Here is a 12,938-nt window from a genome sequence, read left to right as displayed (position 1 = left end):
CGACATATCTGCCGACCTCCATCGGCAGATAGTTTGAATCAGAATGTGAGCGATTTGAAAAGCAACTCGATTCAGTCAGTCAGGGAAACGCTCTATTGCACGTGGTTTGCGGCCTGAAAGGCAGCTCGGTGTCTGCGTTAATACGTGCGAGAAATGCTGCTGGTCGTTGTCATTGCCGCGCATAAGGGCTAAATGGCGAGAAAGTGGCCGCCCAAATGTGAGCGGGGCAGAGTGCTTGATTGGGTTTGTTTTGGATGCGGTATGAATGGAGATTGATGTGGCGAAGAAAGCACTGATAACGGGGATCACCGGTCAGGATGGCGCCTATCTGGCGGAGTTGCTGCTGAACAATGGCTACGAGGTTTATGGCCTTGCTCGCCGCTCGAGCACGTCGGACGTCAATCTCAGCCGGTTGCAATGGCTCGGCATTGAAGGCCAGGTTCGGATCGTTGATGGCGACCTGATGGATCTTTCGGGGCTAATGCGCACGCTCAAGGAGGTAAGACCACAGGAAGTCTACAATCTCGGGGCGCAGTCCTTCGTCAAGTCTTCGTGGCAGCAGCCCTATCTGACCGGACAGGTTACGGCTCTCGGTGTGACGAATATTCTGGAGGCCCTTCGCCTCGAGCGGCCGGAAGCTCGCTTCTACCAGGCTTCCTCCTCGGAAATGTACGGTCTCATCCAGGAGCCGATGCAATCCGAGCAAACGCCGTTCTATCCGCGCTCGCCTTATGCGGTCGCCAAGCTTTACGGCCATTGGATCACGGTCAATTATCGCGAGAGTTTCGGTCTTCATGCCTCAAGCGGCATTCTCTTCAATCATGAATCGCCGCTGCGCGGAATCGAGTTCGTCACACGCAAGGTCACAGATGCCGTTGCCCGCATCAAGCTTGGTTTGGCAAAGGAGCTTCGGCTCGGCAATATCGATGCTAAACGTGACTGGGGGCATTCGAAGGATTACGTTCGAGCCATGTGGCTGATGCTGCAGCAGGACGTTGCGGATGATTATGTGATTGCGACCGGCCGCACGACGACTGTTCGCGACATGTGTGCCATCGCCTTCCTACATGCAGGCTTAAAGATGGAGGACCATCTGATCATAGATCCCGCGCTCTTCCGCCCGGCGGAAGTGGACGTGCTGCTCGGCAATCCTGAAAAGGCTCGCAAGACGCTTAGCTGGGAGCCAAAAATCAGCCTGGAGGAGATGATTGTCGAGATGGTCGACGCCGATCTGAAGCGGTTGAGCAAATAGGGCCCGAGTAAGTGGTGAGGCGCCCCATGCCGAAAGAACATCGTATTCTTGTTACAGGCGCCAGCGGCTTTGTCGGCTCATGGTTGTTGCGTGAGTTTGAGAGTCGGCTGTTGAAGCATGATCTGCAACTGAGCGTCTTAACGGCGGGTCAAAGTGATGCATACGGCTGGAAGACTGAAATCACCGATCGGGAACAGGTCGCGAGCCTGATACGCGAGGCCCGACCGACGGCTATCGTCCATCTGGCCGCGATTGCGGCACCTGGGGATGCGCGCAAGCTGCCGCAGCGAGCGTGGGACGTGAACTTTCAAGGCACGTTGAATCTTGCCTACGCAGCAATCGAATTTGCGCCGGAGGCCCGATTCATCTTCGTCGGCAGTGCCGAAGCATATGGTGCGTCATTTCTGGATGCGGCAGGAGAGCCGATAAAGGAAGACGTTGCTCTGAAGCCGATGAGCGTCTACGGCGCGACGAAGGCTGCGGCCGATGTTCTTGTCGGCCAGCTTGCCTACGAGGGATTGAAGGCGATCCGGTTTCGTCCGTTCAATCATTCGGGGCCGGGCCAGACGACGGATTACGTTGTGCCTGCTTTTGCGAAGCAACTTGCCGAGATTGCCGCGGATAAGACCCCGCCTCGCATCAGAGTTGGAAATCTCTCGGCTTTCCGAGACTTTCTTGACGTTCGTGATGTGGTGCGCGCTTATGCAGAGGCTGCTATCGGGGATGACGCTTGCGATGCATTCGGAAGAGTCTTCAATCTGGCCTCCGGCCGGTCCGTGCAGATCCAGTCGATACTGGACATGATGATCGAATTGTCGGGGACGGACGTCGAAATCGAGGTCGATCCGAAGCGGCTGCGTGGGCCGGAAATCGCCATCGCCGCCGGCGACAACAAGGCTGCTTTCGATGCCTTCGGCTGGAGGCCGGAAATAGATCTACGCCAAACGCTTAACGATGTGCTCCAGGATTGGAAAATTCGGATCGCGTGTTGATAGTGTCGAGGGATGCGCGAGGCCGAGCGGATCCATTCGGAATCATGATGCTGCGCTGCCAGTCGAAAAAGGTTCATATTCATGAACAGCTATAAGAATTCGATCGAACATAAGCCGGCGGGGCAGGATCTTATTCGTCTCCCCTTTCGAAGCACGCCGCTTCAACGATGGGAAGACCGAACCCTTCAGTACAGGAGCCGCAATCAGAGTGGGCTGAAATCGCAAGCGATATTTCCCTTTTGCGCGGAATGAGCATGAGCGACCAGAATTGTCAGTTTTTCACAAGCGGCTCCCGATTGCCCCTCATAATTGCCGCGCCCGCATTACGTTCGTGCTCTCGCCTGGGGGCGACGTTTATCTTGCGATCGAGATTCCATCGGAGGTTAAGCGAAAAGGTGCCACCTTGGCCTAGCAAGGCCTGGTTCAGGAATCGGTTGGCTGAGGGAGCAATCCGATGCGGGGTCCGCTCCGATGACGATAACTAAGACATTTTCCGACGACGGGGCAGCCTCTGAATGAAGATTGGTATCGATGCGCGCAATTTGACAACGAGTATGACCGGCATTGGTCGCTACGTGCTGGAAATGAGCCGGCATCTCGCGCTTCGCGGTCACCAACTTTATCTTTACTTTCCGCAGCCTCCTCACGGGGATGTAAGGGATCTGCCTCCGGCACAGCTGCGCGTTGCCCGGTCCCTGGGCGGGGTAAAGCGCATGATCTGGGCCCAAACCGAGCTTCCGCACCGCGCTGCGCAGGATGACCTCGATGTTTTTTGGGGGCCGGCTCATCGCCTGCCACGCTTTCTTGATCGCCGAATTGCGCGCATCGTCACGATTCACGACCTCGTCTGGAAAGATATGGGGGCAACGATGCGGTGGCAGACGCGAATGGGAGATCGCTGGTTGATGAAGCCGGGAATCGCCGTTGCGGATGCAGTTGTCGCTGTTTCCAAGGCGACAGCTAGTGTGCTGACGGCGCAGTTCCCCGAGTGCTCGGAGAAGCTGGACGTCATTTACCCCGGCATGACGTCTATCCGAGGAGCGGCAATACCTAAGCCTCTGGCGTCATTTGGGATTGATCGCTCCTATATCCTGTTCGTCGGAACGCTAGAGCCGCGCAAAAATCTGTTGCGGCTGCTGCAGGCCTATGCTTCCGTGCCCGAGGCGCTACGACAGGAATTACTGCTCGTACTTGCGGGTGGCCAAGGCTGGAGGCTCGGCGATCTCAAGGAGCACATCGCAAACCTTCATCTTGAGACATCCGTTCGGCTGACCGGTTATGTGTCGGATGCCGATTTAGCCCAACTTTACAGCAAAGCCAGGTTCCTGGCGATGCCGTCGCTCTATGAAGGTTTCGGATTTCCAATTATCGAGGCCAACGCGATGGGCGTACCCGTGTTGACATCAAATAGTTCTTCCATGCCGGAGGTCGCCGGCGAGGCGGGCATTCTCGTTGATCCAGATGATGTACGTTCGATTTGTGGCGGCCTGGAGGAGCTCGCGACAAACATGGCACTTTATGAACGTCTTGCCGAAAAGGCGAAAGACAATGCCAGACGCTTCGATTGGATGGAGAGTGCGCGCCAGCTGGAGTACGTTTTTGCAAAAGCAATCGCCAGGCGCAGTGGACGTCGACGCTAACGAAGCAGTGACAGCGGCAATCGCATCGGTTGTCAAAGATAACACGTATAGATCGTAATTTCTTAAGATCAAGAATGAGCGCAATCAATAGTCTGCTGAACGAACAGCTGCTGGCCTGTAGCACCGCGTCAAAATAAGCCGACGGCCTTCCGCTTTGCCGTCAGGAGACAATATACGTGCGCATTGTGTGGCTCTCAGCTGCTCGTTGACGGCCCAATGGATTGCGGTACCTCGGCTTTGCCTCACCTATTGAGACCGCAAAGCTCGATGACACTGAGCCACTGCCTATCTGACCGAGCGCTCGCCAAGATCGTCAACGATCATACTAAGAGCCAGAGCGACGAGCTAATGCGCTGGTCGCATTAGCGTCACATCAATCGATATTCCCTCTTTGTGCTTAAAACACCACCTCGAGATTGACACCAATCGGAGTTATGAAATCGCTCGAACATTCGCAATTCAAGCCCCAAAATAAGCGCCAAGCACCTCAGTCGGTCCGCCGTCCATGCGTATCCTGCCGTGCTCGAGCCATATCACGCGATTGCAATTCTTTGCAAGGAGTTCTTTAGCATGGCTTGCGATGACCAAAATCTGGGTCTTCTCCACGAGCTCATTCAGGCGCTGATTTGCCTTAGCCTTGAAGCCCTCATCCCCAGTTGCCAGCCATTCATCCATGATCAGGATTTCAGGCTGTAGAATCGTCGAAATTGAAAACGCCAAGCGTAAGTGCATGCCCGTCGAATAGGTCCGAACCGGCATTTCCAGGAACCCTCCTAATTCGCTGAATTCCTCAATTTCCCTGAGTTTCGTCTTCATTTCTTCCTTTCGGAAGCCCAGCAAAGCGCCACGAAGAAAAATATTCTGACGACCAGTCGCCTCGGGATCGATTCCAAGCGAAATATTGATAAGCGACGTACATTTTCCCTGGATGTCAATCTTACCTGATGTCGGCACATAGACCCCGGTTAGCACGCGCAGAAGGGTCGTCTTGCCAGAACCGTTATGACCTACCAGGCCAACTCTGTCGTGCCGTCTCAACTCGAGGCTAATGGCATCGAGACCACGCACAACCACCACCCCATTGCCCTCTGAATTAATCGAACCACCAGTAGCCATATTCAAGACGCGATTTTTGAGCGACCTGCCACGTGCGTTGAAAATAGGGAAATCGACGGTGACCTTTTCCAAGGAAATCGATGTCATGCTTGCTTAAACTCTCCGAAATCTTCCATTGCCTTCGCTCAAAGCCAGTATGCTATTCGGGCCTTGTATTTGTGCAACAACACGAGCGCAAAAGTCCACCCGGCGATAGCTAAACCGACCACCACAGCCCAATTCAGAAGCGTGACGCTCTGGTCAAGAAGCGGATTCCTGACGACGGAGACTAGATGGAAAAAGGGATTATATGTGAGCATTGCATGTGAAGCGCTTGGCGGCAAGTGATCCGGCATCCACATAATGGGAGTGACATAGAGCATAACCTGCATAATATTTTGAACGATTTGAATCAAATCTCGGTAACGTGTGCATAGGATCGCGAGCACCAACGCAATCCAAGTCATGTTCAACGTTACAAAGATAAAGCCTGGAACTGCAATGAACGCTGAAAATCCAATTGGCTTCCAAAAGATAAGAAGAACAATCGGAAATATCACTAGGTTGTGCGCTAAAATGACCGTATTTCTATACCAGACTCTCAATATATAAGTGAAAAATGGGATGTTTAGCTGAAGTATTATGTCGCCATTAGTTATAAAGCCAGAGCATCCTTCGCTTACAATTTGCGTATAATATCCCCAGAATATTAATCCAATACATATAAATGGAAGAAATTCTCGCATTGGTGAATTGAATATTGTACCAAAAACCAAGCCGAGCGCCCCTATTAGCACACCCATGTTAATGGTGAGCCAGAATGCCCCAATACGTGATCTTCTGTAGCGCTGGGCAACGTCCTGCCACCCAAGTAAAGCCGCCAAACGGAAATTTGACAAAGCGTCGATTATGTCCGGTATAGCCGGATTAGAATGCGCTTTTGAGTTCGTAGCTGTCAGACTCGTCACCAGCAATCCATTAATAAGGGTTCGTTTTGCCTCAGCAATAGGCACATACCGTCATTTTTAAGGCGAACCTGTAGCAAAGCGCGGAAACGGAGAACAGCCCCTTCGCGCGAATAAATCCAAGAGCAGTTGTCGCTCGCACAGTGGCCAAAGCCGGTCGGACGATGGAATCAACTGATCAAAACCGTATCACCTTAATTTAGGGTCCAATGGATTATTGAAAGCCAGTTTTTGCACGTCCATACAACCAAAACGACGAGTGGTTTGAAGAGTTAACTCGCAACCATGCCGCGGTTTGCCCCAGGGGATGGAGGTGGCATGATTGGAGCTAGGACCGAGGTTGGGGTGTTCTTGGCCTGAGGGCGCAAGGTCACGTTTGTGTTCATAGCGATCCCAATCTCCATTTGGCCAACCTAACGGTTGGTTCGTTCGGCGTGCCCACAGGAAAATAAAGGTCGACGGATCTGCATTGCGAGCAATTTCCCGTTTGCCGAGCATAGCCTGATTATCGATCCTCTTCTCCCAACCAGCTGGGACTCTGAAGCATTGCTTGGTCCGACAATCGAGTGTAGTGGACAACTGAAAGTGGAGGTTCTGGATCCACAACCCGGAAGTTTCGATCGACGATCTGGCGGATGACGCATCTCTTCGACTGTTCGCCCAGCCGCCTCAGCGATGGAAAGCGGGGAGTGGTTTCCTCTAATTCTGACTGCGTGTGTCGGCTGCAGGTTGCTTGATCAAGTCGACCGGCGGTCACGAGCTCTGCCGCTCGGTCGGCCGTCGCTTTTAGTCTTCTGGAACCATGGGTGGGATCTTTCAGTTCACGCCATATGATAGCATTCGGTTTCGCGATCTATGCCAGTCGGCTGGCGATCACCGACACCGACTGACCCACCGCCATATTATTGCGTCCAGATACTTTACTATGGATGATGTTTAACGAGTGAACCGCATATTGCATAGGATTCAGCTATGAGACACTTATTGGAAGTTTCTATAAGCCATTTCAAATCGTGCCGAAAAATATAAGTACCTACCATAAGGCTGTGAAAATATTGCAGCGATAGCGTAATATCCGAACTCTCCTACCAAAATGGTTAAGATCGGAATTGTAGAGTGACTACGGCTGGCAATTGACAGGTCAATTATTGCCGGCATTTGGGGCAAGGCTGGAATATAATATGACTGACGAATGCGAAATAAGTATCCGCGATATCCAAGGATGCGAACAGCTCATTTCTCGCAGAGGGTGTAATTTCGGCATGTTTCTAGCCGGGCGGCTCGGTTTTCCTCGCAACGACGCGCGTGGAGTTTAGAGTGTCTGATACAATGAAGCCACCGCGATCATTTCTGTTGGCGGTGCTATCGCCGCTGAAAATGGCTTTCCTGGGTATCGGGACGACCAGCGCTCTGGTCAACATTCTTGCATTAACCGGCTCGTTTTTCATGCTGCAGGTCTACGACCGGGTGATCCCGGCGCGTAGTCTGCCGACTCTCGTCGGCCTTGGTATCATTGCGGCGACGCTCTATGCCTTCCAAGGATTTCTAGAGGTGATCCGCTCAATGCTCTTGGTGCGTCTAGGACTCTCAGTCGATGAGCGATTTGGAACAACAGTCTACGATTCTCTTGTCCTGTTTCCCGCGCGCATGCAGATGCACGGAGATGGTCTTCAGCCTGTACGGGATCTTGACGTCGTACGCTCTTTTCTTTCCGGGCCGGGGCCAACTGCTCTATTTGATATTCCATGGATGCCTTTTTATCTTGGTCTGTGTTTCCTTTTTCATATCTGGATCGGGGTCACGGCACTTGCCGGTGCGTTGATACTCGTCGGACTTACAATCCTGACTGAACGGATGTCTCGCGAACCCGCAAAGGAGGCAGCCAAGATCATTTCGGAGCGTATGGCGTTGGCGGAAGCAACACGTAGAAACTCCGAAGCCGTGCTTGCAATGGGCTTCGGCCATATGCTTGGCACGAAGTGGAATGAGATCAATAACCGCTATTTGGGCAATCATTTATGCTTGTCGAACGTAACCGTTACCCTCGGGACAATTTCGAAGATGTTGCGGACGATGCTGCAATCAGCCGTGCTTGCCGTTGGCGCGATCCTCGTCATTCGTCAGGAAGCTTCGGGCGGCATCATGATTGCAAGTTCCATTCTCCTCAGCCGAGCACTAGCTCCGGTTGAATTGGCGATCAGCCAGTGGAAGGGGTTTGTCGCCGCCAGAGATAGTTGGTCGCGTCTGATTAGGCTTGCCGACTTGATGTCCGTCGATGGGCGAGAGGTCGCTTTGCCCAAGCCGGAGAAAGCGTTGAAAGTGGAAAATCTGCATCTTGCGGCGCCGGGGTCCGGGAACTCGATCGTACGAAATATATCCATAGAGCTCCAGGCGGGGGATTCTGTTGGTGTGATCGGCCCCAGCGCTTCCGGCAAATCCACACTCGCGCGGGGGCTTGTCGGCCTTTGGCCACCGGTTGCAGGAGCGGTTCGCTTGGACGGAGCAGCACTGTCGCAATGGGACGCGCATGCACTTGGCAAACATATCGGGTATCTGCCGCAGGATGTCGCACTGTTTGGCGGATCCATCGCCGAAAACATTGCCCGGTTTGATCCGGATGCGACCTCGGACAAAATCATTGCTGCTGCGAAGACGGCGGGAGTGTACGACATGATCCTGCAATTTCCCAAAGGCTTTGAAACGAAGATTGGCGAACAAGGGTCCGCGCTGTCAGGCGGCCAACGGCAGCGCATTGCGCTGGCCCGCGCGCTCTATGGCGAACCGTTCCTGATCATTCTCGACGAGCCGAATTCGAATCTCGACGCTAATGGAGAGCTGGCGCTGTCGCGAGCGATACAGAGCGTGAAGGCCCGTGGAGGCATTGTCGTCGTCATTGCGCATCGTCCCAGCGCGCTCGCTGCCGTCGACAAAGTTCTCGTGTTGGCGAATGGCCAAATGCAGGCTTTCGGGCCGAAAGATGAGGTTCTCAGAAGGACAACGCAACCCGGACCCCCGGGGCATCACCCCGTCCGGCTGATTATCGGCGGTGAGGAGATGGCACAATGAACGGCGCTCTTACGCCGCTTGCTGAACGTGCCGTGCGCCGCCTAACGCTGGTTGCGCTCGCCGCCGTTATCCTTCTCGTCGGCGTCCTGGGAGGGTTGGCTGCCACCATTCGTCTTCAGGGTGCCGTTATCGCCACCGGCACGTTGGTTGTTGACAGCTATGTCAAGCCCGTCCAGCACCAAAAGGGCGGTACCGTTGGCCAGGTGTTCGTCAAAAATGGCGATCTCGTTGCAGCTGGGCAAATACTCGTTCATCTCGACGATACGCAGGCCCGAGCCAATCGTGCAATCATTTCGAAGCGCCTGAAGGAGCTTTCGGCGCGCGTAGCTCGGCTCTCCGCAGAACGAGATGCGAAAGAGGCAATCACTTTTCCAGAGGACCTTCTAAACGAACAAGAGGTAGCGGCGATACTTGATGGAGAACGGCGGCTGTTTGAAGATCGGCGCTCATCTAGAATAGGCCGCAAGGCGCAATTGGCCGAACGGGTCCGTCAGCTTTCGAAGGAGGCGGATGGGCTGGGCGCTCAGCAGGAAGGTAAGCGCCAAGCGATCGATATCATAAATACCGAACTCGCCAGCCTTCAGCCACTGCTTGAGCAGGGTATCATTCCCGCGACGCGGGTCTATAGCTTACGGCGTGATGCTGCTGATCTCACCGGCCAGCTTGGCAGCCTGGTCGCCTCCGCCGCTCAAACCAATGGAAAAATTGCCGAAACCCAGTTGCAGATTATTCAAGTCGATGACGATCAAAGAACCGAGATATCAGACCAATTGCGCCAGGCCGAAAGTGATATCAGCGAATATTCTGAGCGGCTTGTTGCTGCCGAAGATGAGCTGAAGCATGTTGATATTCGCGCACCTCAGGAAGGGATCGTTCATCAGCTTGTTGTTCATGCTGCAGGAACGGTCATCACGCCTAGTGAGGCGATCATGCAGATCGTGCCCGACAAGGATGCATTGACACCGGAACTTAAGCTATCCCCACGGGATATCGATCAAGTGGCTGTCGGGCAGGAGGTGATGGTTCGGTTTTCGGCTTTCAATCAACGCACCACGCCGGGATTAGCAGGCCGCATAACGAGCATCGGGGCCGACCTGACCTCCGATCAGCGCACTGGGCAAAGCTATTATGATATCAGAGTTGCTATACCTCCGGTCGAATGGGCGCGATTGGGTAATATGGTACCAATAGCAGGCATGCCGGTGGAGGCATTCATTCAGACGAATCAGCGAACGATGTTAGCCTATTTGGCAAAACCGCTGTCCGATCAGGTGGTTCGCGCGTTTAAAGAACAGTAACGATGTGAAATGAATGACGCTGGGAAATCGGTGGTCGCGCTAAGGTTGATGCCACCCTTACTTGCAAATTTTGCCCGCCTTGTTTATTCAGGTCAGTGAAAATGGGCCGTTAAAGTCGCCATGCTCTCGGAGATCTATTGAATGCTAACAATCACCTATCCGGTTTCGGTTTTTGGAGACGATGCCGATGACTTGATCTACGGGCAGTATTGGGCGCAGACCTCGCTCGATTTTTCATTCACGACGAGTGGTGCGCAGTATGGCAGCTATAGCACCGGGGAACAGCTAACGTTTCAACCACTCAATGTGACCATGCAGACTGCGGTGAATTCCGCGTTGGCGCAATATGCCTCCGTCTCGAATCTTTCCTTCAACGAAAAAGCCGATGCGGGAAGTGCCACCATTCGGTTTGGCATGTCTGATGAGGCGCAAGATACTGCCTATACATATGCTCCATCGAGTTCTGATCTTGGTGGCGACGTCTGGTTTGGTACGCAGACCGGCACAAGTGCAATGACCGATCCGATCAAAGGCAATTATGCCTGGATCTCTACTCTGCACGAAATCGGACATGCACTTGGCCTGAAGCATTCTTTTGAGTCCTCATTTTATAATTCCTCGAAGATGAGTATTTGGTATGACAGCATGGAATTCACTGTCATGAGCTACCGCTCGTATTTTGCGGCATCGACGAGCTCTGGTTATTCAAACGAAGATTTCGGCTTTGCTCAGTCGCTAATGATGTATGATATCGCAGCCATCCAGAAGTTGTACGGGGCGAATTTCACGACGCACTCAGGAGATACGACTTATACCTTTTCACCCACGACCGGTGAAATGTTCATTGACGGCGTAGGGCAGGGAAAGCCTGGCGATAATCGCATTTTTCTCACCGTTTGGGATGGTGGCGGCAATGATACCTATGATTTCTCAAACTACACCACAAATCAGTCTATAAATCTGCAACCGGGCAGCTGGTCATTGATGTCCGCTGCACAAAGCGCCTACCTCGGGGATGGCAACTTTGCACACGGCAATGTCTACAATGCCCTCCAGTACAATGGCGATAGCCGCTCGTTGATCGAAAACGCAATTGGCGGCTCCGGCAACGATACGATTATTGGCAATGCCGCAAACAATACGCTAAAGGGTGGCGCCGGTAACGATTGGCTGAATGGCGGCACCGGCAACGATTGGCTCGATGGCGGTGCAGGCATTGATACGGCAGCGTTCAACTTCAGCCTTGCGCAGGCAACGGTCGACTACGGTTATCGCGCTTTGGTAGTTAAGGGCGTCGGAGCCACGGAAAGCTTGACTTCAATTGAGAAGCTGCAGTTTTCCGACAGAACGGTCGTTCAGGGCGGGGACGGCCTGGTCGACGATGTATTTTACTACACCCATAATCGTGATGTTCTTAACGCAGGCGTCGACGCGGGTCAGCACTATGACCAGCATGGGTGGAAAGAAGGGCGCGACCCCAATGCATTCTTTGACACGTCCGCATATTTGGCGAGATATCATGACGTAGCAGCTGCCGGAATCGACCCACTGCAGCATTACGAGCAATACGGGTGGAAGGAAGGGCGTGACCCCTCTGACATTTTTCATACGTCGGAATATTTGCGGATCAATCCGGACATTGCCGCGGCTAAGACTAATCCACTTGAGCATTATCTCAAATACGGTATCTATGAAGGCCGCCCTGTTGCGGCGAAGGATTTGCTGATCAACGGCGCATTCTATTACCAGACCAATCCGGACGTTGCAGCTGCCCACGTTGACCCGGAGCAGCACTACAATCAGTTCGGGTGGAAGGAAGGGCGCGATCCGGACGCTTTTTTTGATACGTCGGGATATTTGGCCAAGTATAAGGATGTGGCCGCAGCCGGCATTAACCCATTCACCCACTATTTGGAATATGGCTGGCATGAGGGGCGAGATCCTTCCATCAATTTTGACACAGCAGGGTATCTGAAGCTTTATCCTGATGTCGCCGCCTCTGGGATGAATCCTCTTGTACATTACTTGGAGTACGGCGTGTTTGAGGGCCGGACCTACGTTCATGACGGTGTGCTTGCGTAAGTAGGATGCTCAAGCTCGATTGCGGATTTTTTTTAATTTGCCGAGTTGTAGCATGCGGTGTCCGCTAGAATAGGTGGACATCGTCTGATGGAAGAAGAAGCTGCAAGTGAGAGTTATCGGTCGGAGGAGGCGACGCCGATACGACTCCGCATCGACGAGCGGCATTTCACAGGCTGCCTCGAGCCTAGCGTTTCGCTCCCGCGGTCTGCGCTCAAGATGGCTTCCCCACGGCAGTTCATCAGGGCTAAATCAAACTAGCCGACATGTCCGGTGAAACGGGGAGCACTCCACCTCCCGACGTCCTCGCCACCGGCGTTCATTTCGGTTCAAATGGAAAGTACCGCCGATGTGGCCCTGTGAGCAAAACGCCCATATCATGACTGCTCAGGCCGTTAACTCTACTGGTATGAGCGTAAACTCATGGCAAACCAGACAGGTCGCGAGGCGGTCGGCGCCGAAGGCGTACAACTTAGCATAAGTGTTAATGTCGCGATCTGCTCAAGGCACTCAATTTGACATCATTTTCGGGGCGAGATAGACTATATGAC

General features: G+C 53.4%; 8 protein-coding genes. 6 read left to right on the top strand and 2 right to left on the bottom strand.

What is annotated here, in order from left to right:
- Positions 1–277 precede the first annotated feature (277 nt).
- The 3 genes from gmd to FHT84_RS08540 all read left to right on the top strand — a co-directional run bounded on the left by gmd (position 278) and on the right by FHT84_RS08540 (position 3,884).
- The gene (gene gmd, locus FHT84_RS08550) at positions 278–1,252 is read left to right on the top strand and encodes a GDP-mannose 4,6-dehydratase (RefSeq protein ID WP_348647338.1); all 975 of its coding nucleotides are present in this window, start codon (positions 278–280) and stop codon (positions 1,250–1,252) included.
- Positions 1,253–1,278: 26 nt separating this feature from the next.
- The gene (locus FHT84_RS08545; RefSeq protein ID WP_183761728.1) at positions 1,279–2,244 is read left to right on the top strand and encodes a GDP-mannose 4,6-dehydratase; all 966 of its coding nucleotides are present in this window, start codon (positions 1,279–1,281) and stop codon (positions 2,242–2,244) included.
- A gap of 515 nt (positions 2,245–2,759) precedes the next feature.
- Positions 2,760–3,884 carry a glycosyltransferase family 1 protein gene (locus FHT84_RS08540; RefSeq protein WP_183761725.1) on the top strand — a complete coding sequence of 375 codons (1,125 nt, stop codon included), beginning with the start codon at positions 2,760–2,762 and terminating at the stop codon, positions 3,882–3,884.
- 459 nt (positions 3,885–4,343) lie between these two features.
- Here the strand turns inward: FHT84_RS08540 and FHT84_RS08535 are convergent, their stop codons facing one another.
- Positions 4,344–5,087 carry an ABC transporter ATP-binding protein gene (locus tag FHT84_RS08535; RefSeq protein ID WP_183761722.1) on the bottom strand — a complete coding sequence of 248 codons (744 nt, stop codon included), beginning with the start codon at positions 5,085–5,087 and terminating at the stop codon, positions 4,344–4,346.
- A 38-nt stretch (positions 5,088–5,125) separates the two neighbouring features.
- A complete protein-coding gene (locus FHT84_RS08530; protein WP_348647337.1) occupies positions 5,126–5,947 on the bottom strand; it encodes an ABC transporter permease in 822 nt (273 codons plus the stop codon).
- A 1,326-nt stretch (positions 5,948–7,273) separates the two neighbouring features.
- Between FHT84_RS08530 and FHT84_RS08525 the strand changes: the two genes are divergently transcribed.
- The 3 genes from FHT84_RS08525 (at position 7,274) to FHT84_RS31675 (ending at position 12,390) form a co-directional block, all read left to right on the top strand.
- The gene (locus FHT84_RS08525) at positions 7,274–9,010 is read left to right on the top strand and encodes a type I secretion system permease/ATPase (RefSeq protein ID WP_183761780.1); all 1,737 of its coding nucleotides are present in this window, start codon (positions 7,274–7,276) and stop codon (positions 9,008–9,010) included.
- Positions 9,007–10,308 carry an HlyD family type I secretion periplasmic adaptor subunit gene (locus tag FHT84_RS08520; protein WP_183761719.1) on the top strand — a complete coding sequence of 434 codons (1,302 nt, stop codon included), beginning with the start codon at positions 9,007–9,009 and terminating at the stop codon, positions 10,306–10,308. Before FHT84_RS08525 ends, FHT84_RS08520 begins: the two co-directional genes overlap by 4 nt.
- A gap of 141 nt (positions 10,309–10,449) precedes the next feature.
- Positions 10,450–12,390, top strand: coding sequence for a M10 family metallopeptidase (locus FHT84_RS31675; RefSeq protein ID WP_183761715.1), 1,941 nt, complete (start codon positions 10,450–10,452; stop codon positions 12,388–12,390).
- The last annotated feature ends 548 nt before the right edge of the window (positions 12,391–12,938 follow it).

Source organism: Rhizobium sp. BK289 (assembly GCF_014193575.1).
GTDB lineage: Bacteria > Pseudomonadota > Alphaproteobacteria > Rhizobiales > Rhizobiaceae > Rhizobium > Rhizobium tropici_C.
This window is presented reverse-complemented; position numbering and strand designations above follow the sequence as displayed.